The sequence below is a fragment of the Bacillus sp. J41TS8 genome (assembly GCF_018333035.1).
GTDB classification, from domain to species: Bacteria; Bacillota; Bacilli; order Bacillales; family Bacillaceae; genus Bacillus; species Bacillus paralicheniformis.
Genome location: NZ_BORF01000012.1, coordinates 118,584 through 139,274, shown reverse-complemented (window position 1 = coordinate 139,274; position 20,691 = coordinate 118,584). Strand labels below are relative to the sequence as shown.

General features: G+C 46.4%; 21 protein-coding genes and 4 tRNA genes. 16 read left to right on the top strand and 9 right to left on the bottom strand.

All coding sequences use genetic code 11. The features are described 5' to 3' along the window. Nucleotides 1–89: 89 nt before the first annotated feature. The 4 genes from KI350_RS16510 to rplI all read left to right on the top strand — a co-directional run bounded on the left by KI350_RS16510 (nucleotide 90) and on the right by rplI (nucleotide 3,840). Nucleotides 90–230: a hypothetical protein gene (locus KI350_RS16510; protein WP_020453636.1), complete on the top strand. Its 141-nt coding sequence runs from the start codon at nucleotides 90–92 to the stop codon at nucleotides 228–230. Nucleotides 231–446: 216 nt separating this feature from the next. After that, entirely contained in the window at nucleotides 447–1,376 is a 930-nt protein-coding gene (locus KI350_RS16505; protein ID WP_212930538.1) for a YybS family protein, read from the top strand. A 35-nt stretch (nucleotides 1,377–1,411) separates the two neighbouring features. Continuing rightward, nucleotides 1,412–3,394 (top strand): DHH family phosphoesterase, encoded by a 1,983-nt coding sequence (locus tag KI350_RS16500; protein WP_009330027.1) that lies wholly within the window; start codon nucleotides 1,412–1,414, stop codon nucleotides 3,392–3,394. Continuing rightward, nucleotides 3,391–3,840 carry a 50S ribosomal protein L9 gene (gene rplI / locus KI350_RS16495; protein WP_003178003.1) on the top strand — a complete coding sequence of 150 codons (450 nt, stop codon included), beginning with the start codon at nucleotides 3,391–3,393 and terminating at the stop codon, nucleotides 3,838–3,840. The genes KI350_RS16500 and rplI overlap by 4 nt, the downstream gene beginning before the upstream one ends. A gap of 36 nt (nucleotides 3,841–3,876) precedes the next feature. Here the strand turns inward: rplI and nagE are convergent, their stop codons facing one another. The 7 genes from nagE to KI350_RS16460 all read right to left on the bottom strand — a co-directional run bounded on the left by nagE (nucleotide 3,877) and on the right by KI350_RS16460 (nucleotide 10,412). Beyond that, nucleotides 3,877–5,250 (bottom strand): N-acetylglucosamine-specific PTS transporter subunit IIBC, encoded by a 1,374-nt coding sequence (gene nagE, locus KI350_RS16490; protein ID WP_003178000.1) that lies wholly within the window; start codon nucleotides 5,248–5,250, stop codon nucleotides 3,877–3,879. A gap of 2 nt (nucleotides 5,251–5,252) precedes the next feature. Then, nucleotides 5,253–6,149, bottom strand: a complete 897-nt coding sequence (gene murQ, locus KI350_RS16485) for an N-acetylmuramic acid 6-phosphate etherase (RefSeq protein ID WP_016885626.1) — start codon at nucleotides 6,147–6,149, stop codon at nucleotides 5,253–5,255. After that, entirely contained in the window at nucleotides 6,146–6,877 is a 732-nt protein-coding gene (locus KI350_RS16480; RefSeq protein WP_003177996.1) for a GntR family transcriptional regulator, read from the bottom strand. The genes murQ and KI350_RS16480 overlap by 4 nt, the downstream gene beginning before the upstream one ends. Then, entirely contained in the window at nucleotides 6,874–7,620 is a 747-nt protein-coding gene (gene nagB, locus KI350_RS16475; RefSeq protein WP_003177993.1) for a glucosamine-6-phosphate deaminase, read from the bottom strand. Before nagB ends, KI350_RS16480 begins: the two co-directional genes overlap by 4 nt. Continuing rightward, on the bottom strand, nucleotides 7,617–8,867 hold the full coding sequence (gene nagA, locus KI350_RS16470) for an N-acetylglucosamine-6-phosphate deacetylase (RefSeq protein ID WP_016885627.1): 1,251 nt from the start codon (nucleotides 8,865–8,867) through the stop codon (nucleotides 7,617–7,619). The genes nagB and nagA overlap by 4 nt, the downstream gene beginning before the upstream one ends. Before the next feature lie 131 nt (nucleotides 8,868–8,998). Beyond that, nucleotides 8,999–10,204, bottom strand: coding sequence for a CynX/NimT family MFS transporter (locus tag KI350_RS16465; RefSeq protein WP_003177989.1), 1,206 nt, complete (start codon nucleotides 10,202–10,204; stop codon nucleotides 8,999–9,001). A 70-nt stretch (nucleotides 10,205–10,274) separates the two neighbouring features. Beyond that, entirely contained in the window at nucleotides 10,275–10,412 is a 138-nt protein-coding gene (locus KI350_RS16460; RefSeq protein WP_009330022.1) for a YycC family protein, read from the bottom strand. 133 nt (nucleotides 10,413–10,545) lie between these two features. Here KI350_RS16460 and KI350_RS16455 point away from each other — a divergent pair, with 133 nt between their 5' ends. Beyond that, nucleotides 10,546–10,773, top strand: coding sequence for a hypothetical protein (locus KI350_RS16455; RefSeq protein ID WP_369878904.1), 228 nt, complete (start codon nucleotides 10,546–10,548; stop codon nucleotides 10,771–10,773). A 37-nt stretch (nucleotides 10,774–10,810) separates the two neighbouring features. Here the strand turns inward: KI350_RS16455 and KI350_RS16450 are convergent, their stop codons facing one another. Further along, entirely contained in the window at nucleotides 10,811–11,008 is a 198-nt protein-coding gene (locus tag KI350_RS16450; protein WP_003177982.1) for a DUF2188 domain-containing protein, read from the bottom strand. Nucleotides 11,009–11,201: 193 nt separating this feature from the next. On the opposite strand from KI350_RS16450, the gene dnaB reads away from it, so the two are divergent. Further along, on the top strand, nucleotides 11,202–12,566 hold the full coding sequence (gene dnaB / locus KI350_RS16445; protein ID WP_003177980.1) for a replicative DNA helicase: 1,365 nt from the start codon (nucleotides 11,202–11,204) through the stop codon (nucleotides 12,564–12,566). Nucleotides 12,567–12,583: 17 nt separating this feature from the next. On the opposite strand, the gene KI350_RS16440 is transcribed toward dnaB, so the two are convergent. After that, a complete protein-coding gene (locus KI350_RS16440; RefSeq protein WP_020453622.1) occupies nucleotides 12,584–12,850 on the bottom strand; it encodes a holin in 267 nt (88 codons plus the stop codon). A 265-nt stretch (nucleotides 12,851–13,115) separates the two neighbouring features. Between KI350_RS16440 and KI350_RS16435 the strand changes: the two genes are divergently transcribed. The 10 genes from KI350_RS16435 to KI350_RS16390 all read left to right on the top strand — a co-directional run bounded on the left by KI350_RS16435 (nucleotide 13,116) and on the right by KI350_RS16390 (nucleotide 20,686). Then, nucleotides 13,116–14,408, top strand: coding sequence for an adenylosuccinate synthase (locus tag KI350_RS16435; protein ID WP_020453621.1), 1,293 nt, complete (start codon nucleotides 13,116–13,118; stop codon nucleotides 14,406–14,408). Between the two features lie 63 nt (nucleotides 14,409–14,471). Then, nucleotides 14,472–14,885: an NUDIX hydrolase gene (locus KI350_RS16430; protein WP_043054531.1), complete on the top strand. Its 414-nt coding sequence runs from the start codon at nucleotides 14,472–14,474 to the stop codon at nucleotides 14,883–14,885. 226 nt (nucleotides 14,886–15,111) lie between these two features. Further along, nucleotides 15,112–15,187 (top strand) — tRNA-Lys (locus KI350_RS16425). A gap of 7 nt (nucleotides 15,188–15,194) precedes the next feature. Beyond that, nucleotides 15,195–15,266 (top strand) — tRNA-Glu (locus tag KI350_RS16420). 88 nt (nucleotides 15,267–15,354) lie between these two features. Then, nucleotides 15,355–15,431: transfer RNA gene (locus KI350_RS16415), tRNA-Asp, on the top strand. Nucleotides 15,432–15,452: 21 nt separating this feature from the next. Next, a tRNA-Phe gene (locus tag KI350_RS16410) sits at nucleotides 15,453–15,525 on the top strand. A gap of 412 nt (nucleotides 15,526–15,937) precedes the next feature. Continuing rightward, nucleotides 15,938–16,645: a cell wall metabolism DNA-binding response regulator WalR gene (gene walR, locus KI350_RS16405; protein WP_003177967.1), complete on the top strand. Its 708-nt coding sequence runs from the start codon at nucleotides 15,938–15,940 to the stop codon at nucleotides 16,643–16,645. A gap of 7 nt (nucleotides 16,646–16,652) precedes the next feature. After that, nucleotides 16,653–18,497: a cell wall metabolism sensor histidine kinase WalK gene (gene walK / locus KI350_RS16400; RefSeq protein WP_020453619.1), complete on the top strand. Its 1,845-nt coding sequence runs from the start codon at nucleotides 16,653–16,655 to the stop codon at nucleotides 18,495–18,497. Next, a complete protein-coding gene (locus KI350_RS16395; protein WP_020453618.1) occupies nucleotides 18,487–19,851 on the top strand; it encodes a YycH family regulatory protein in 1,365 nt (454 codons plus the stop codon). Before walK ends, KI350_RS16395 begins: the two co-directional genes overlap by 11 nt. Then, entirely contained in the window at nucleotides 19,838–20,686 is an 849-nt protein-coding gene (locus KI350_RS16390; RefSeq protein WP_020453617.1) for a two-component system regulatory protein YycI, read from the top strand. Before KI350_RS16395 ends, KI350_RS16390 begins: the two co-directional genes overlap by 14 nt. The last annotated feature ends 5 nt before the right edge of the window (nucleotides 20,687–20,691 follow it).

The following is a 20,691-nucleotide window of genomic DNA, read 5'->3' as shown; positions in this document are numbered from 1 at the left end:
CGGAGGGACGTTTTAGACCGTTTTGGAAAGGGGAAATCAAATAATACGGGATTTTTGCATCTAAGTGACAACAATGAGAGGTGATCAATGTGTTGGATGTGTTGAAGGACTTTTTTCTATTCTTGAGCGGCGGGCTTCGCGTGACGCTTCTGATCGCAATTTTGATTATATTGTTGTTGATCAGAAAAGCGAGAAAGAAAAATAAAGAGAAGTCGGGGTTTCTCGACTGACAGTGTTTCACATGGAACATTTACTCGTTTTCTCAAGCCTTATGATCGTTTTACTTGCGATTTGACCTTATGTTAGAATAAAGAAACAATGAGAGAAGGCCGAGACCTGCTCATCTCATCGTCTTTATTTGAAAATGAAATTTTCGGCGTTAGAAAAGAGCAGTCGTCTATGCTGCTCTTTTTGATTCATGACATTTAAACATACGAGGTGAACAAGTGAAACAAACAAGAGCTTTAGTAGAAGGCGCTATCATGGTCAGTATTTTTGCCGTTTTGCTGATGATCAGCCTCTATATGCCTTTTATCGGAACCATTCTTTTATTGACGCTGCCGCTGCCTGCCATGGTTCAAACAATCAGGCACGGTCCAAAGCCCGGGATTTCGGTAGGGTTGGTCAGTTTACCCGTTTCGTTGATTGCCGGTTCCTTAGGCGGGCTGATGTTTGCTATTCCAGTAAGTGCCGCGGGCGTGATCATGGGCTTTTACTACAGAAGAAAAGAGCCGGCCCAAGCGATTGCTGCAGCAGCCGTTACATATATGGTTTCGTTCGTCCTGCTGCTTATCATCAGCGTTCAGTTTCTTGGATTAAACTTAATAGAGACGGCCAATCAAGCATATAATGAAACATTCAAAACCTTTGAATCGAGTATCAAACAGTTTGGAAATGATAAAGAAGTGGCTAAGCAGATTGAATTGTTAAATGAGCAATTCAAACAGGCGCAATATTTATATCCGACGGCCATTGTGATATTTTCCGGAATCACTGCGTTTTTGAATCATCTGCTCGCAAAGCCGGTGCTTCGGCGCATCATACAAATACCGTCTCTGAAACCGTTCAGGGATATGAGACTTCCGCAAAGCATTATTTGGATCTATTTGTTGACGATTCTTCTGTCGCTGGCTCCCGTTGAAGAGGGCAGTGTATATTACTCTGTTCTGTTAAATGCGAGTCTCATCATGGGCTTTGTCTTGGTCATCCAAGGGTTTTCATTTGTGTTTTACTTTTGCCATGCCAAGAAACTGCCAACTGTCCTGCCGGTTCTTTTTTTAATTATCGGGTTGTTTTCGCCCCTGCTGTACCTTGTTCGCATCTTAGGTATAATTGATATAGGCTTTAACTTGAGAGAAAGAGTGAAAAAATCGTAGCCGCGATGTTCTCCAATGGTGAGGAGTTGATTTGAGTGCCAAGTTTTTATGAAAAACCGTTATTTCGATATCCCATATATTCTTTAATCGTCGTCACAATCATTTCTGTCCTCATCAACATTTATTTTAATTGGGTGGCAGGGGCGGCCGGCGTTCTGATTCTGGGTGTCATTTTGTACTTTTTGAAGCGGGCCGACTCCCAAATCAGAAAAGAGCTGGACGATTATATATCGACGCTGTCTTATCGTCTGAAAAAAGTCGGAGAAGAGGCGCTGCTTGAAATGCCGATCGGGATCATGCTGTTTAACGATCAGTACTATATCGAATGGGCCAATCCTTTTATGGCGTCATGCTTTAATGAAAATACGCTCGTCGGCCGGTCGCTTTATGATACTTGTGAATCTGTCGTCCCTTTGATTAAGCAGGAAGTGGACACAGAAACGATTACGCTGAATGAGCGGAAATTTAATGTGGTCATCAAACGGGAAGAAAAGCTGCTTTATTTCTTTGATGTCACAGAGCAGACGCAGATTGAAAAACAATACGAAAATGAAAGAACGGTTCTTGCCTACATCTTTCTCGATAATTACGACGATGTGACGCAAGGGCTTGATGACCAGACCAGAAGCTCGATAAACAGTGAAGTAACATCGCTTTTGAACCAGTGGGCCCAAGAGTACGGCATTTTCTTAAAACGGGTTTCCTCTGAGCGGTTCATCGGCGTATTAAACGAACATATTTTAAGCGAGCTAGAAGCATCAAAGTTTTCGATTCTTGATGAAGTTCGGGAGAAGACATCCGTTCATACCATTTCCTTGACGTTAAGCATCGGAATCGGTGCATCTGTTGCCTCGTTGAAAGAGCTCGGCGATTTGGCGCAATCCAGCCTTGACTTGGCGCTGGGACGCGGAGGAGATCAGGTGGCAATCAAGCAGCCGAACGGGAAAGTGAAGTTTTACGGCGGTAAGACGAATCCTATGGAAAAACGGACGCGCGTCAGAGCCCGGGTCATTTCACACGCGCTCAAGGAGATTGTCTCTGAAAGCAGCAATGTGATAATCATGGGTCATAAGTTTCCCGATATGGATTCGATCGGATCAGCCATCGGGATTTTGAAGGTCGCACAGGCAAACGGCAAAGACGGCTTTGTCGTGATCGACTCCAATCAGATCGGTTCAAGTGTTCAAAGACTGATCGGGGAGATTAAAAAATACGAAGAACTGTGGTCCAGGTTTATTACGCCGGAAGAGGCGCTTGAGATCGCAAAAGACGACACGCTGCTCGTGATCGTTGATACGCATAAGCCTTCTTTTGTCATTGAAGAAAGGCTGGTCAATAAAATTGAAAATATCGTCGTTATCGATCATCATAGAAGAGGGGAAGAGTTTATTAAAGACCCGCTGCTTGTCTATATGGAGCCGTACGCTTCATCTACAGCGGAGCTTGTGACAGAGCTGCTCGAATACCAGCCGAAGCGCTTAAAAATCAACATGATCGAAGCAACAGCTCTTTTGGCCGGGATTATTGTCGATACGAAGAGCTTCTCGCTGCGCACCGGCTCCCGTACGTTCGATGCGGCGTCTTATCTGCGCGCAAAAGGCGCTGACACTGTATTGGTGCAAAAGTTTTTAAAAGAAACGGCCGATCATTATATTAAAAGGGCGAAGCTTATCCAGCATACCGTTTTTTATCAAAACGGCATCGCCATTGCATCGCTGCCGGACGATGAGGCGGACGAATACTTTGACCAGGTTATCATTGCACAAGCCGCGGATTCTCTTCTGTCTATGAGCGATGTCGAAGCGTCATTTGCTGTGGCGAGAAGAGACGAGAACACGGTATGTATCAGCGCAAGATCGCTCGGCGAAGTAAATGTTCAAATCATTATGGAAGCGCTCGAGGGCGGCGGTCATTTAACCAATGCTGCGACACAGCTGACCGATATCACGGTTGAAGAAACGCTCCGCCGACTGAAAGAAGCGATTGACGAGTATTTCGAAGGAGGCATTCAGAAATGAAGGTAATTTTCTTACAGGATGTTAAAGGCAAAGGGAAAAAAGGCGAAGTGAAAAATGTAGCGGATGGATACGCGCACAACTTTTTGATCAAAAAAGGGCTGGCTGTTGAAGCGACATCCGCCAATATCAGCGCGCTTGAAGGTCAGAAGAAAAAAGAGAAGAAAGAAGCGGCTGAAGAACTGAAATCTGCGAAAGAGCTGAAAAAACAGCTTGAGGAGATTACGGTGGAGCTTTCAGCCAAGTCCGGAGAAGGCGGCCGTTTATTCGGCTCCGTGACAAGCAAACAAATTGCAGATGCGCTGCAAAAAGGCCATCAGTTAAAAGTCGACAAACGCAAAATCGAATTAAACGATGCGATTCGCTCATTGGGATATACGAATGTTCCCGTGAAGCTCCATCCGGAAGTACAAGCAACACTGAAAGTTCACGTGAAAGAGCAATCATAAAGTAACAAAGCCCCTTCCTCAGAAGGGGCTTATCTTTTATTCCGTACGTTTTCTCATTTCATTCGCCAAGAATTCGACGTCTGTACCGATGATCACCTGCACCTCGTGCTGATTGAGCTTGACGAATCCCTTCGCTCCCATGGATTTCATCGCGCTTTCATCCAGCTTGGAAGCATCGCGGACCTTGAGGCGGAGGCGGGTCACGCAGTTGTTCAGCGTCTCGATGTTTTCTTTTCCGCCAAGCGCTTCGATGTATTTGTCCGCAAGGGTTTCGTATTTAGACGATCCTGTGTCAGGGCTGACAGCGGTGTTTTCCTGCTCATCGTCATCTTCTCGTCCAGGCGTTTTCAAATTGAGCTTCGTTATCAAGAAATAAAAGATGATGAAATAAATAATGCCGTAAACAAGACCAAGCGGCAGCAAGAGCAGCGGCTTTGTGGCGATTCCAAAGTTTAAGAGATAGTCGATCGTCCCGGCTGAAAAGGTAAAGCCGTGATGGATGCCGAGCATATTGGTCACGGTCATGGCGCTTGCGGTTAACAAGGCATGAATACCAAAGAGAAGCGGCGACAGGAACATGAATGTGAACTCAATCGGCTCTGTGATTCCGGTTAAAAATGATGTGAACGCCAATCCGATCAGCAACCCGGCCGTTGCTTTGCGGCGATGCTTTTTCGCAGCGGCAATCATCGCCAGACACGCCGCAGGAAGACCGAACATCATGATCGGGAAGAACCCTGTCATAAAGGCGCCGGCGCTTGGATCTCCGGCAAAGAACCGGTTCATGTCACCCGTTTTGCCTGCAAATTCTCCAAAGACCATCCAGACCATGTTGTTTAAGATGTGATGAAGGCCGAGCGGCAAAAGCAGCCTGTTTAAAAGACCGAATATCCCGACCCCTAATGCCCCCGCATGAATGATCCATCCTCCAATGGCGTCAATTGCCTGCTGTGCATAAATCCAGACGAAGCCGAAAATGCCTGCAAGAATGATGGAACAGAAGGCTGTCATAATCGGAACACTGCGTTTTCCGCCGAAGAAACCGAGCCAGTCAGGCAGCTTTGCATCTTTAAAGCGGTTATACATGACGGCGGCGACAACGCCTGCAATAATCCCGCCGAGAACTCCCATGTTCAGGTCCTTATTGATGGCTGCTAAGCCGCCTGTCAGGACAAAATAACCGATGGCTCCGGACAGAGCGGCGGCCCCGTGGCCATCCTTTGACAATCCGATCGCAACGCCTATCGCAAAGATGATCGGAAGTTGGTCAAGAATTGATTGTCCTGAAGCAGCGATAAACGGAATGTTTAACAGGTCTTCCCGTCCCAGTGCGAGCAGGAGGCCCGCAGCAGGAAGAACGGCAATCGGCAGCATGAGCGCGCGGCCGATATTTTGAAGAAATCCCAACATAGTTAAAACCCCTTTCGATGATATTGAATCGCTTTTTTCAAATGTCCATTTTCATGGGATAAACAGCGGCGGGCATCTTCAAGCGTTCCGTTTGTCAACGTCATAAAGATCGCTGCCTTGATGTCATTGCCGCTTTCTTTTAAAGCTTGCAGAGCCTCATCCTCCGATAACCCGGTGGTATTCATCAGAATGGTGACAGCGCGCCCGGCTAATTTTTGATTGAGCAGCCTCATATTCACCATCTCGTTTTGATAGACGCGGCCAAGCCTCACCATTGCCGCTGTTGACAGCATGTTCAAGATCATTTTCTGAGCGGTTCCTGCTTTCAGCCGCGTTGAACCGCGGATAATTTCCGGTCCTGTTTGAACCTCAATCGCGATATCGCTTAATTTGCCCGCTTCTGTATCCGCGTTGCAGCTGATCGAAACAGAAGCGGCTCCGATCTGTTTGGCATAGGATAAAGCGCCGAGGACATAAGGGGTCGAACCGCTCGCAGTGACTCCGATTAAGACGTCATCTTTCGAGAATGATTGCGCTTTCAGGTCAGCGACGATTTTTTCACGGTCATCTTCATTTTCTTCAAGAGGCATCCACATTGCGTCATATCCGCCGGCGATCAGGCCGGTCCAACGGCTCTCGTCAATAGAGAAGGTCGGCGGCAGTTCCGCGGCATCAAGAACTGCGATTCTGCCGCTTGTGCCGGCGCCTGCGGTAAACACTCTTCCGCCTTGCTCAAAACGGCTGACAATCGTCTCCGCCGCTTCAGCGATCAGGGGAAGGCAGGGCGTAATGGCGCGAGGGACTGTGTGATCCTCCTCATTCATCAAGGTGACGATATCTAAAGCATTCATTTCATCAAGTGCTGTGCTTTTGTCGTTCGTATCCTCTGTCTTCCTCATTGGTCTTTCCTCTTCATATCAATGACGAATTTATAGCGGTCGCCTCTGTAAACGGATTTGACCACTTCAAACGGTCTGCCGTCGTCCAAATAGCTCAAGCGTTCAATGAGCAGGACTGGTGCGCCTTCCTCTATGTCGAGAGGCTCGCTCTCTGCCTGAGAGGCAATCGCCGGTTCTAGTGTTTGCGCGGCCCGGTCGATCGTAAGGGAGAGCGTATTTTCGACATAGTCGTACAAAGATGCGCTCATAATGTCTTCGGTCAGGCCGTTAATGAAGTCGGCGGGCAAATAGGAGATTTCATAAGCCATCGGGATGTCATCGGCGAGGCGGATCCGTTTGACTTCATAGACGGAAGCCCCTTCACGTATCTCCAGTTTGCGCGCTGTGCTCTGGTCGCACGGGATGACGCCGAAGCCGAGCATTTTCGTGCCGGGCCTCATGCCCCTTGATTTCATGTCCTCGGAAAAGCTTGTCAATCCTTTGAGAGGCTGCTCAATTTTTGGCTCGGCAATAAATGTCCCTTTTCCCCGCTGCCGGACGAGAATGCCTTCATTGACGAGATTGTTAACCGCCTGTCGAACGGTCATCCTGCTCACCTCATATTTTTCTGCGAACTCTCTTTCAGAAGGAATGAGGTCGCCGGGTTTCAAATCTTTTGTTTCGGCAAGCTTTTTAATTTCGGTCTCAATCTGATAGTAAATCGGAATGTGGGAATCTTTTTTGATCAAAAGGCCATACCCCTTTCTTTCACGATTGATAAAGCATCGCTGTCCGCTATGATGACGACGTCTTGGTGCGTTTTTAAGACGGAAGCGGGGGTGTCTTCATTTGGTTCTTCAGTGAGCAGCTTCGCCAAGATGCCGGCTTTTTTCTCTCCTGAAACGAGCAGCAGGATCTGCTTGCTTTTCATGATCGTGGAAATGCCCATCGTTATTGCTTGCGACGGGACGGCGTCATAGGAATCAAAATAGCGGGCATTGGCTTCTTTCGTTGATTGTGTCAGTTCAACCGTATGCGTTTTCGATGAAAATGGGGTGCCCGGCTCGTTAAATCCGATATGGCCGTTCAAGCCGAGGCCGAGCACTTGAAGATCAATGCCTCCAAGCCGCTCGATCAGCGCTTCATAGCGGCTGCATTCGGCATCCAGGTCACAAGCCATCCCGTTCGGAAGATGGGTGTGGCTGAGCGGGATGTCAATGTGATCGAAAAGCTGTTTTTTCATATAGAATGTATAGCTGTTTTCATGATCCGGGGAAACGCCGACATACTCGTCTAAGTTAACAGTATAGACGTGCTTGTAAGTCGTTTTATTACGCGCATGATCTTCCCTTAAAACCTGATATGTGCCGAGAGGCGTTCCTCCGGTTGCAAGGCCGAGAACAGGTGCAGATAAGCGATTCACTTGCTCGATGATGAATCGGGCGGCTGTTTGGCTCATGTCCTGATAATCTTTAGCTTCAATGATCTTCATGGTGAAACCTCCCTTTTGCTGAAAGCAATCACGCCTTTGCAAAGCGTCATCACAACTTCATTTTTTTCATTTAAAATGATCAAATCGGCATCTTTCCCGCTCCGTATGCTGCCTTTCCGGTCATAAATATGAAGCTGTCTGGCAGGATTGACTGCTGTCATGTAGACGATATCTTCGAGTGAACATCCCGTAAAATCCATCATGTTCAGTGCAGCCTGGTTCATCTTCAAGATGCTGCCGGCAAGCGTACCATCCCGTAATACGGCTTTTTCGCCTTTTACGAACACCTCCTGTCCGCCTAATGTATAGGTTCCATTTTTCAAGCATTTTGCGCGCATGGCATCCGTAATTAAAATGATGCCTTCTTTCTGTTTTTGCTGAAATGCCAGCTTGATGACGGCAGGGTGAACATGGATGCCGTCGGCAATGACTTCAGCCTTCAGTTCATCATGCAGAAGAGCGCTACCGGCAGTCCCCGGCTCGCGGTGGTGCAGCCCCCGCATGCCGTTGAACAAATGGGTGACATGGGAGAGGCCGGCCTTAATCGCGGCTTCCATCTCTTTGAGTCCGGCGTCGGAATGGCCTGCGGATGCGATGACCCCTGTTTCCTTCAAAAAGGAAATTAGTTCCAAAGACCCTTCCAGCTCTGGCGCAAGTGTGACTAATTTAATGTTATTCCCTGAGATGCGCTGCCATTCTTTAAATAACGAAAGATCCGGCGCTATAATGTCATCCGGCGGCTGGGCGCCGCACCGCTTTTCTGAAATAAAAGGGCCCTCTAAGTGAACGCCTAATACTTCGGCTGTTCCGGGCCGTCCGCCGGCTTCCCTATACCGGTGAACGTTTGCCAGCGCATGCTCGATCGTGGCTTTATCTTGGGTCATCGTCGTCGCAAGGAAGCTTGTCGTTCCTTCTTTCGGCAGGGCTTCAGCCATTGTTTGCAAAGCCTCGGCTGTTCCGTCCATGACATCTGCGCCGTTTGCCCCGTGAATGTGGACATCGATCATGCCCGGCAGCACTTTGAAGTTCTCCGGAAATGTCAGCTGTTCTGCCGTTTGTGCGGAAGCTGGAATATCAGCCATTGGTCCGTAAGCCTCGATTTTTTCTCCATTCGTCAGAAGAAAACCGTCTTCTATCATTCCATTTTCACTGTAAATATGAAGATGTTTAAAAATATAGCGTTGAGATGGTTTGGTTTTCACAGTCAAAAGTCCTTTCTTGAAAACGTTATCATCAGTATAGAACATTACAACTCTAGTTGTCTAGACCAATAAGTGAATTATTTTTGTCAAATCTGATCATACGGCATCACGGTTTATTTGGCCGCTGGTTTGTCAGGTTATATTCAAAAAAAAAGCCGGCTTATCTGCCGGCTTCGTTATGCTGCTTTAGCATAGATATATTGATTTCTTCCCGCACCGAGTCCTGCACCGATCAAAGCGACCAGCGCGCCGATGAACAGTAAAATCGGTCCGTTCCATGAGTGCATGTGATCGTAAAGAAAACCGACAAAGCTTGGACCAATCGCTGCCAGCAAATATCCGGCGGATTGCGACATCCCTGATAATGCCGCGGCTTGATCGGCATTTTCGCTTCTCAGCCCGATTAAAGTCAAGGCTAAACTGATGCTGGACCCTTGTCCAATTCCGATTAAAATGACCCATAGCGTCAGCATCGCTGTACTGCCTCCGTACAATAGCCCTGACATCCCCGCCAAGTATAGGATGCCGAGGGCGAGCACGATGCTTTTCTGGTTTTGAAACCGCCCGGCGAGAACCGGAGTCAAAAATGTCGACGGGAGGCTGGCAAACTGCATCAGCGACAGCATCCAGCCGGCAAGCGACATGCTCATCCCGTGCGAGCGGAGAATTTCAGGCAGCCAGGCGATCGTGCAGTAAAACAAAAACGACTGTATGCCCATAAAGAATGTGACCTGCCAGGCAATTTTCGAGCGCCAGACCGTTTGGCCGTCTGCCTTTAAGCTGACCGTGCGGTTTCCCGTATCATGATAGCGGAGCTGGGGAACCCAGATCAAAATCGCAACAAACGCGAGGCCCGCCCAAACCATGAGCGACGCGCTCCATCCCCACGCTAAGCCGTGCGACAACGGAATGCTGATCCCTGATGCGAGCGCCGCAAAAATCGACATGGCTGTTGTATAGAAACTTGTCATAATTCCCGCTTTGTCAGGAAATTTATGTTTGATCAGGCTGGGCAGCAGCACATTGCAGATTGCGATGCCGACTCCGATCAATGCGGTTCCTGCAAATAATGTAATAGATTCTCCGTAAGAGCGCAGCAAAATTCCGATCAATAAGATGACCAATCCGACCCAGAGGGTTCTCTCATTGCCAAGCTTCTGTCCGAGCTTAGGGGCGACCGGGGACAGGACGGCGAACGATAACAGCGGCAGCGTCGTCAAGAAGCCGGCCATGCCGTTCGTCAAATCCATATCCGAGCGGATCGAACTGATCAATGGCCCGACAGCTGTAATAGCCGGTCTTAAATTAAAAGCGATAAATATGATTCCTGCAATCAAAAAGATATTGTTCAAACGGGCGCGTCGAGCGTCAATGTAATGCATGCTGTATTCTCCTTTGCTTCCAGGTGGAAAAGTGACATGAAAAAGAAACCCGGACCATCATCCAAGGTTACTATTGATCTTTCTTCTGAATTTCGGCAATTTTCGCAAGCAGGATATGCTGCGGCAAATGCATGATTTGTTCAAGAGGAAGATTTAAGGTTTCCGAAAGTTTTTGCGCCGTTTCGGCAGAAATTTGTAAAGGTTTCATAAAGTCCTCCATTTTATATTGTACCCCAGCGCGCAGAGTACGCAACAGTGAATATTGACTCCAATATATATTGTAACATCATATGACAAGTGAGTTGGAAGAAAAAGAAAAAAGCGATATAAATAAAGCGGAGGTGATCGTCTTGAAATCGACGATATCGGAGCTGAAAAAGAAATTGTATGAACAGCAGATCAGAGCAAAAGGGCTTTACACATTTGAAGAGTACAAAGATATGCGCAATGTGCTGCAAACGCTGCGGATGAAATTTGCGGCCTATGAAGAATGGGATTTGTACCAACATGCGACCGATTTGATGGTCAGCATTCTCTTGAAAAACAGTTGGAACAGCCGGGTGGATTAATTGTGGAATCTTTAAAAAAACACCTCGGCCGAGGTGTTTAATAAGACCGTTCGTCTTCTTTGTTGTCCTGCCGGTCATAGATGACAAGCTTCGCAGGACGGTTCTCTTTCGCCATCTCTTCTCCTTTTTCCACGGCCTCTGTCCTTGTATCATAAAGCTCAACAGGCGCCGTATCTTCCAGTTTCAAAAACCACCCGTCTGTCTCGGCATTTGGTGATACCGTATAAACCTTCATGAAAAACAACCTCCCGAAACTTGTTTACTGATTTGTTTCCCGTATAGATCAGGGAAGCAAACATTCCGACAGCTGTTCTCCCTTTCTATGAAAATATTTCTACAACATGCGATTCTGCAAGAGTCTATTTTTTTTCTGTAAAAATGGTAAAATAGACGTTGGGTTATTTTTAAATGGGAGGACGGTGCTTAACATGACAGATCTTCTGAATGACAGGCTGCCGCCGCAAAATATCGAAGCCGAACAGGCCGTGTTAGGTGCTGTTTTTTTAGAACCATCAGCTTTAACTTTGGCGTCAGAAGTCTTGATTCCAGATGATTTTTACAGAATGTCGCACCAAAAAATATTTAACGCCATGCTTGTTCTTGGAGACCGCGGCGAGCCTGTAGACCTGGTGACGGTGACATCAGAGCTTGCGAACACGGACCTTCTGGAAGAGGTTGGCGGCATTTCTTATTTGACGGATATTGCAAATTCTGTGCCGACTGCGGCTAATATAGAGTATTATGCAAAAATCGTGGAAGAAAAATCGATTCTCCGCCGCTTAATCCGTACAGCAACGACGATTGCCCAAGACGGATATACAAGGGAGGATGAAGTCGAAGACCTCTTAAGCGAAGCAGAAAAAACGATTATGGAAGTCGCCCAGCGCAAAAACTCCGGGGCCTTTCAAAATATTAAAGATGTTCTCGTTCAAACCTACGATAATATTGAACAGCTCCACAACAGAAAAGGGGACATCACCGGGATTCCGACAGGTTTTACCGAGCTTGACAGGATGACGGCGGGCTTTCAAAGAAACGATTTGATCATCGTAGCCGCCCGTCCGTCAGTCGGCAAAACCGCTTTTGCCTTAAACATCGCCCAAAACGTGGCGACGAAAACCGATGAAAGCGTCGCGATCTTCAGCCTTGAGATGGGCGCCGAGCAGCTGGTCATGCGGATGCTCTGTGCGGAAGGCAACATCAACGCCCAGAATCTCCGGACCGGAAACCTGACGGAAGAGGATTGGGGCAAGCTGACAATGGCGATGGGAAGCTTATCAAACAGCGGAATTTTCATCGATGACACACCGGGAATCCGCGTCAGCGAAATCCGTTCCAAGTGCAGACGTTTAAAGCAGGAGAACGGCCTCGGCATGATTTTGATCGACTACCTGCAGCTGATCCAAGGAAGCGGCAGATCAAGTGACAACCGCCAGCAGGAAGTATCGGAAATATCCCGTGCGCTGAAAGCGCTGGCGAGGGAGCTTGAAGTTCCGGTCATCGCCCTTTCACAGCTTTCCCGGGGCGTCGAACAGCGCCAGGATAAGCGTCCGATGATGTCGGACATCCGGGAATCGGGAAGTATCGAGCAGGACGCCGATATCGTTGCGTTCCTGTACCGTGATGATTACTATGACAAAGAATCTGAGAATAAAAACATCATTGAAATCATTATTGCAAAACAAAGGAACGGCCCGGTCGGGACCGTCTCACTCGCTTTTGTAAAAGAATATAATAAGTTCGTCAACCTGGAACGCCGGTTTGATGACGCGGGTGTTGCGCCTGGTGCATAAATCCCTGAGACATGTTCTCAGGGATTTTTCTTTTTTCTTGCATTGCGGTTTTTACCGATTTCAAATAAACCCGTCGCTGTTAATCCGGCCAGTCCTCCTGACCATAAACGGAGCACCAGTTCAAGGTCTGTAAAAGGATATGCTGCGGCACCGATCAGCAAACCTATCAAGAGTGAAACGAGCGGAATCAAATTTTTCGGCACTTTGAACGTCTTCTTCACCAATTCGACCAGCGCCAAAATAATCGGCGATAAAACAGATGCAAAAATTAATACCGTCTCCATCGGCATCTCCCTCCTTACTTATTGAATATTTGTGTTGCCGGTTTTTTATGTGTCTTTGTCCAAGAAAAACGCTTATTTTTAAGATTTGACTTACAGACTGTCTATTAAAAAGAAAATATATGAAATTTGCTTTATAATAACGAACAAATGTGTTTGGTGTTAAAATTAATGTTCGGATTTACGATTGACTTTGCGGGATGACACTGATAAACTGAATGTGTTTGATATTGATATCGTTTGAAAAGGTTAACGGAGGTGCACGGATATGTCTTCAGTAGTTGTTGTAGGTACGCAGTGGGGTGACGAAGGAAAAGGCAAAATCACCGATTTTCTTTCCGAAAACGCAGAGGTAATCGCACGGTACCAAGGCGGAAATAACGCAGGACATACAATTAAATTCAACGGGGTAACGTACAAACTGCATTTGATTCCATCCGGTATTTTTTATAAGGATAAAACGTGTGTGATCGGCAACGGAATGGTTGTTGATCCGAAAGCATTGGTGACGGAGCTGGCTTATCTTCATGAGCGGAACGTCAGCACGGACAACTTGAGAATCTCCAACAGGGCCCATGTCATTCTGCCGTATCATTTAAAGCTTGATGCGGTCGAAGAAGAGCGGAAAGGGGCCAATAAAATCGGCACGACGAAAAAAGGAATCGGCCCGGCTTATATGGACAAAGCCGCTCGCGTCGGAATCCGCATCGCCGATCTGCTGGATAGAGAAGTCTTTGAAGAAAAGCTCGCCCGCAATTTAGAAGAAAAAAACCGTCTGCTGGAAAAAATGTACGATGCGGAAGGATTTAAAATAGAAGACATTTTAGACGAATACTATGAGTACGGCCAGCAGATCAAACAATATGTCTGCGACACGTCCGTCGTCTTAAACGACGCGCTTGATGACGGCCGCCGCGTCTTATTCGAAGGGGCGCAAGGGGTTATGCTTGATATCGACCAAGGAACATATCCGTTTGTTACATCTTCAAACCCTGTCGCCGGCGGCGTAACGATCGGCTCAGGTGTGGGACCGACAAAAATCCAGCATGTCGTTGGTGTATCGAAAGCTTACACAACGCGTGTCGGAGACGGGCCGTTCCCGACAGAGCTGAACAATGAGATCGGAGACCAAATCCGTGAGGTCGGCCGCGAATACGGAACAACTACAGGGCGCCCGCGCCGCGTCGGCTGGTTTGACAGCGTGGTTGTCCGCCATGCCCGCCGCGTCAGCGGAATTACCGACCTTTCATTAAATTCAATTGACGTATTGACCGGTATTGAAACATTGAAAATCTGTGTCGCTTACAAATACCGCGGCGAGATCCTCGAAGAGTTCCCGGCAAGCTTAAAAGCGCTCGCTGAATGTGAGCCTGTCTATGAAGAAATGCCGGGCTGGACAGAAGATATCACAGGAGCGAAAAGCTTGAGCGATCTGCCTGAAAATGCCCGCCATTATCTAGAGCGAGTTTCTCAGCTGACAGGCATTCCGCTTTCTATTTTCTCAGTCGGTCCTGACCGCTCTCAAACAAATGTGGTGAGAAGCGTTTATCGTCCGAACTAAATTCCAGAAGAGCCTCTGCAGTTCGCAGGGGCTTTGTTTTTCAAGGACAAGGAGGGCAAACGGGTGGAACGTGTCGATGTTGTATATTCATTCGTGGAAGAGAACGGAAACATCCTGATGGTGAAAAATAAGAAAAATCAATCGTGGACGCTGCCGGGCGGCAAGGTGGAAGCTGGAGAATCGCTAACAGAAGCCGCGGCGAGAGAAATGAAGGAAGAAACAGGCTATGGAATTCAGCCTCTTGATATATTAGCTATAAATGAAGCGATTATCGGCGGCGAGCATGTATATTTCATCGTCTTTAGAGCCCGGATCACCGATCGTCCGGATGGCATCACGTTTGACGAGAACATTGTTGAAGCCAAGTGGATGCCGCTTCATGAAGCTGACCGGCTGCTGTCTGTATTCCATCCGAACGGAATCATGCACTGGCTGAACCGCGAAGGGGCGGAGTATCATCACGAAGGGAAAAAATAATAGAAAAAAATAAAAAAATATATTGCCACTTCTGTTCGTTCTATGATAATATAAATCTCGTTGTTGCGAAAACAACGAAACGAGCCATTAGCTCAGTTGGTAGAGCACGTCCGAATAAGCTTCGGAGAATTCGCTTCAGCGTACACATCGAGAGACATCTCGAAAAAGCTTCCTGAGATGTGGACGTCGTTATTTCAGATTAAATCTAAGGGTGTATTTTAATCTTGAGCCATTAGCTCAGTTGGTAGAGCATCTGACTTTTAATCAGAGGGTCGAAGGTTCGAGTCCTTCATGGCTCACCATTTCCCTGGCCCGTTGGTCAAGCGGTTAAGACACCGCCCTTTCACGGCGGTAACACGGGTTCGAATCCCGTACGGGTCATTGATTTACTTTAGCGTAATTGCTAAATCCCCGCTTGCTCCGGAGGAGACCACGATTCTTCTCCGAAGCAGGTACTGTAAATATGCAAGGTCCGGTAGTTCAGTTGGTTAGAATGCCTGCCTGTCACGCAGGAGGTCGCGGGTTCGAGTCCCGTCCGGACCGCCATTTTAAAAAAGTTACATACCTGGCTCGGTAGCTCAGTTGGTAGAGCAACGGACTGAAAATCCGTGTGTCGGCGGTTCGATTCCGTCCCGAGCCACTCTAAAGCGCGTCTGTTTTTAAGCAGATGCGTTTTCTTTTAGCTGAAAACAAGGAAATAAAATGCTGAAGGAATAAAAAGGGGAAAAAAGGGAGGCCGGTAACCCGGCCGAAGAAGAAGACGTTACTATATAGACGGTCTTGAAGGGGAAGATGTTTCATTTTTCAGTAAAAAAAGTCACAAAAATTTAATTGTTGTGATAAAAGCGGAAAAATAGCAGGTGGATTTAATTTCCAAACGTTTTCCTTTGAACTATTTTTTTAACTTTTGCTTCATAAACGTTATAATGTATAAGAAATCTATTTTCTAGAAAGTGTTTTTTAATGAAGACATGCAGTGTACTTGATATAAAACTTAGGCAGCCATCCGCTGGCTGTATTGTATCCAAACTCTGAACCAGGGGGAACGAATAATGGAAAAAAAGATACTAGTTGTAGATGATGAAAAGCCGATTGCTGATATTTTAGAGTTTAATCTGAAAAAAGAGGGCTATGAAGTCCATTGCGCATACGACGGCAATGAAGCGCTTCAGATGGTTGAGGATCTCAACCCTGATATGATTCTGCTCGACATCATGCTTCCGAACAAGGACGGTGTGGAAGTGTGCCGTGAAGTCCGCAAAAAATATGATATGCCCATCATTATGCTGACAGCAAAGGATTCGGAAATCGATAAAGTCATCGGTCTTGAACTGGGAGCTGACGACTATGTGACAAAACCGTTCAGCACTCGCGAACTGCTCGCGCGTGTCAAAGCGAACTTGAGAAGACAGAACACAGCGGCTCCTGCCGAAGAAGAATCGTCTTCAAACGAAATTCAAATCGGATCGCTCGTCATTTTTCCGGATGCCTACGTCGTTTCAAAACGAGACGAGACAATCGAACTGACGCATCGGGAATTCGAACTGCTGCATTACCTTGCTAAACATATCGGGCAGGTCATGACGCGTGAGCATCTGCTGCAAACCGTGTGGGGATACGACTACTTTGGAGATGTCCGGACAGTTGACGTTACGGTCAGACGCCTTCGCGAAAAAATCGAGGATAATCCGAGTCACCCAAGCTGGATCGTCACAAGGCGCGGTGTCGGCTACTATTTGAGAAATCCGGAACAGGACTAATACCGAAATGAATAAAGTCAGTTTTTTCCGCTCGATTCATTTTAAGTTTACCTTAATATACGTTCTGCTGATTATCGTTGCCATGCAGATTATCGGCGTCTACTTTGTCAATGAGATGGAGAAGTCACTTCTTAAATCATATAATGACTCTCTTGACCAGCGGGTGAACAACCTCTCGTATTATCTGGAACAGGAAATGACGAAGGATAGAAGCACGTCTTCCTCGACTACCTTGAAAGAAGACGCAGAGCGGATTCTAAATGATTTCAGCAAGGAAGGCGAAATTCTCGAAGTCAGTCTGATTGATAAAAGCTATGAAGTCATCGCGACCTCCAATCCTTATAACCGGGAGGTGGCGGGGAAAAAGACAACAGAGGGCATTATTAAAAGGACACTGCTTGTCGGTATTCCGTACGAAAACAAATTTTTCGACCCGGAGCGTGACAGCAAAGTGCGGATTTCAGTCACGCCGATTAAAAAATCGAATCAAGAGACGATCGGGGCCATTTATGTCGTGGCATCGATGGATAATGTCTACAATCAAATCCGGACGATCAACACCATTTTAGCGTCTGGAACTTTTATTGCGCTTGGAATCACTGCATTCCTCGGAATTTTTGTCGCGCGAACGATTACACATCCGCTGTCAGATATGAGAAAGCAGGCCATTGAACTGGCGAAAGGAAATTTCTCAAGAAAAGTCAGGAAGTACGGAAACGACGAAATCGGCCAGCTGGCCACAACGTTTAATTATTTAACGAGAGAGCTGAAAGAAGCTCAATCCATGACAGAAGGCGAACGAAAAAAACTATCTTCTGTTATTGCCTATATGACAGACGGGGTTATCGCGACAAACCGAAATGGCGCGATTATTTTGCTTAATACGCCGGCACTGGAGCTTTTAAATGTTTCACGTGAAACGGCTCTCGAAATGCCGATCACCTCACTGCTCGGCCTTGAAGATGAATACACGTTCGAAGATTTGGTTGAACAGCAGGACTCGCTCCTTCTTGAAATTGAACAGGAAGAACGGACGTCTGTGCTTCGCGTCAATTTCTCGGTCATCCAAAAAGAGCACGGAAAGATTGATGGGTTGATTGCGGTTATTTACGATGTCACAGAACAAGAGCAGATCGATCAAGAACGGAGAGAATTTGTGGCAAATGTCTCCCACGAACTCAGAACGCCGCTCACCACAATGCGCAGCTATTTAGAAGCGCTTGCGGAAGGCGCGTGGCAGGATCCAAACATTGCGCCGCGCTTCTTGAATGTGACACAGAATGAAACAGAGCGCATGATCAGACTTGTCAACGACTTGCTGCAGCTTTCTAAGTTTGACAGCAAGGACTACCAATTCAATAAAGAATGGATTCATTTTATCCGTTTCTTCTCATTGATTATTGAGCGCTTTGAAATGACGAAAGAGCAGCATGTTGAGTTTATCAGCAATCTGCCGGATAGAGAATTGTATGTTGAAATCGATCCGGACAAGATTACGCAAGTGCTGGATAATATCATTTCAAATGCATTGAAATATTCCCCTGAAGGAGGCCATATCACGTTCTCTGTTGATGTAAATGAAGAAGAAGAGCTTCTTTATATCAGTGTCAAAGACGAAGGTGTCGGCATTCCGAGAAAAGACATGGAGAAGATCTTCGAGCGTTTCTACCGTGTCGATAAAGCCAGAACAAGAAGACTCGGCGGTACGGGGCTTGGTCTTGCGATCGCAAAAGAAATGGTACAAGCCCATGGCGGCGACATTTGGGCCGACAGTATCGAAGGAAAAGGAACAACGATCACATTTACCCTGCCATATAAAGAAGAACAAGAGGATGATTGGGATGAAGCGTGAAACAATTAAAACGATAATACTGTCCCTTTTGGTTTTGATCAGTCTTCTTTTTACTTTTAATATTTGGGGATTTCAGGGGAATTACGAAAAAGTGGAAGATTCACAGGCTCAGGTCAGCGATAAACAGCCGATTACAAATCAGACAAAGTTGCTAAATGAAGCCGTCAAACCGCAGCAAATGTTCATTCATGAGAATGGACAGCATTATTTGCTGAATGATACGACGCTCTATTCTCAGCTCTGGGACGACATGAGCCGATGGGAAGTCAAATCGTTAAAGGATATCTCGGACAAATTTGACAGGCAGCAGTTCAAAAACTGGCTGTACGCTAAAAATAAAGACTCCAAATTGGATCTCGTTTTTAGCGACAATATTCCAATCGATGTGCTGCAGCCGCTTTTCAAATGGTCCGCCAACTCTTATGAATACAACTCTTTTGACAGAATCGTTCTTCCTTTCAATGAAGGACGGGGCATGAAAAAAATCTACTTTGTATCCTTCAGCAAAGAGACGGTTGTTGAAGCGGTGATTGAATCGGCAAATTACCGCAACATCCTTGCAGACATTGAAAAAGAAAAATCGCAGATGCCTCTTTACGAGGACTTTGCAATCAATTCTCGCAGAGATGTCTTGCTTCCGGTTAATAGGCTGAAGCTGTCTGAAAAAGAGTATTTTACAGAAACGATCAGCCCGACGCGTTTTAAAAAAGCTTTATTTGATGATCCGCAAACCGTCCGGCAGGAAACCAACTTAAACCGACCGGTATATACGGATGGAACAAGCCTTTTGGAGGTCTACTCGAACAACAGGCAGATTAAGTTCCAGCACCGCAACCTGGAACCGAGTTCTGCTTATCAAAATGGAGAGCTGATCAATAAAAGCTTTAAATATTTAAACGACACGGGAAGCTGGACGGATGATTATCAATTTTTCGGCTTGAATGAAAATCAGCAGATCAACTTTAATCTGTTTATGGATCAGCTGCCGGTCGTTAACAGCCAAAACCAGCCTTTCGGAACGACAGCGATTGAACTTCGCTGGGCAAACAACGACATATTGGATTATAAACACCCAACATATGTCTTGGGCGCAAACGCTAATCCGGTCAGCAAAAAGGATAAAGAAATCATGAGCGGAGAAGAATTGATTCAGTTCCTGCAAGACAATGAAGAGTATGACTTTGATAAGATTGAGCAAATCTTTCCTGCCTATGAAATGGTCTCAGTATCAGAGGAACAAGACCCTCTTGTAAAACTTGTACCGACTTGGTGCATTAAAATAAACGGTACGATAAAGCCGGTATCAAAGAAAGATTCAGCGGTGAAGGAGGGCATTGAGAGTGGAGTGGAATAGAACAAAAACAATCTTCATTATCGTCTTCCTCATCCTTGATATCTTTTTGGCCTTTCAATACTTTGATAAGCGCAGCAACAATCAGTTTCCGATTTTAGAAAAATCAACGCTGCAGGAAGATATGAAAGCAGACCACATTTCATATGGCAACTTGTCTAAAGAGACGTCAAAAGGTTCCTCAATCTCTGCACAAAAGCGAGTCTTTAAGCAAAGCGAGATTAAATCGTTAAAAGGGCAAAAGCCGAAGGCGTTAATGAATACCGCAAAAGAGAACGCTTTGACGGAAATAGAAATGGAATTTGAAACACCCATTGCACTTCCGAAAGCGGATATGGAGACAAAAGCAAGGGAAATCGTGAACGAAGAGATTATCGACGGCAACAAGTACAAGCTTTGGAAAGTCGATAAATCGGGAAAACAGATCGTTTTCTTCCAAACCTATAATGGAAATTACATTTTTCAGGATCGGCAAAACGATGATAACACAGAGATGGGCGAAGTCGTTCTGTACCTGAATAATAAAAACGAAGTTGTTTCATATAAGCAGTCGATGCTGCAGGATATAAAAGAAGTCAAAACGGAAAGTTTGATCTCCGCAGTCGGAGCGGTTGAAGCTTTGTACTATCCGGATTATTTGAAGAAGTACAGCAAAATTAAATCAGCCGAGCTTGGCTATTTCACGCAGTATCCGCTGGCAAGCGCGCAAATTTTCGTGCCCGTTTGGCGGATCGAAGTGGAGCGCAAAACGGACGATAAAACCATTCACGAAGAATTTATCGTGGATGCACGGGATGGAGCGCTTCTTCAATCACAAGAGAAAAAGGAAAAATCATAATGGAG

What these genes read in the sequence shown, in the direction of transcription:
- nagA (WP_016885627.1), bottom strand. Translation starts at nt 8,867, where the DNA reads ATGTTCTATACTGATGATAACGTTTTCAAGAAAGGACTTTTGACTGTG.
- walK (WP_020453619.1), top strand. Translation starts at nt 16,653, where the DNA reads ATGAATAAAGTCAGTTTTTTCCGCTCGATTCATTTTAAGTTTACCTTA.
- KI350_RS16460 (WP_009330022.1), bottom strand. Translation starts at nt 10,412, where the DNA reads ATGAAACCTTTACAAATTTCTGCCGAAACGGCGCAAAAACTTTCGGAA.
- nagE (WP_003178000.1), bottom strand. Translation starts at nt 5,250, where the DNA reads ATGTTGGGATTTCTTCAAAATATCGGCCGCGCGCTCATGCTGCCGATT.
- KI350_RS16465 (WP_003177989.1), bottom strand. Translation starts at nt 10,204, where the DNA reads ATGCATTACATTGACGCTCGACGCGCCCGTTTGAACAATATCTTTTTG.
- KI350_RS16450 (WP_003177982.1), bottom strand. Translation starts at nt 11,008, where the DNA reads ATGAAGGTTTATACGGTATCACCAAATGCCGAGACAGACGGGTGGTTT.
- rplI (WP_003178003.1), top strand. Translation starts at nt 3,391, where the DNA reads ATGAAGGTAATTTTCTTACAGGATGTTAAAGGCAAAGGGAAAAAAGGC.
- KI350_RS16440 (WP_020453622.1), bottom strand. Translation starts at nt 12,850, where the DNA reads ATGGAGACGGTATTAATTTTTGCATCTGTTTTATCGCCGATTATTTTG.
- KI350_RS16395 (WP_020453618.1), top strand. Translation starts at nt 18,487, where the DNA reads ATGAAGCGTGAAACAATTAAAACGATAATACTGTCCCTTTTGGTTTTG.
- murQ (WP_016885626.1), bottom strand. Translation starts at nt 6,149, where the DNA reads ATGAGGAAGACAGAGGATACGAACGACAAAAGCACAGCACTTGATGAA.
- dnaB (WP_003177980.1), top strand. Translation starts at nt 11,202, where the DNA reads ATGACAGATCTTCTGAATGACAGGCTGCCGCCGCAAAATATCGAAGCC.
- KI350_RS16435 (WP_020453621.1), top strand. Translation starts at nt 13,116, where the DNA reads ATGTCTTCAGTAGTTGTTGTAGGTACGCAGTGGGGTGACGAAGGAAAA.
- walR (WP_003177967.1), top strand. Translation starts at nt 15,938, where the DNA reads ATGGAAAAAAAGATACTAGTTGTAGATGATGAAAAGCCGATTGCTGAT.
- nagB (WP_003177993.1), bottom strand. Translation starts at nt 7,620, where the DNA reads ATGAAGATCATTGAAGCTAAAGATTATCAGGACATGAGCCAAACAGCC.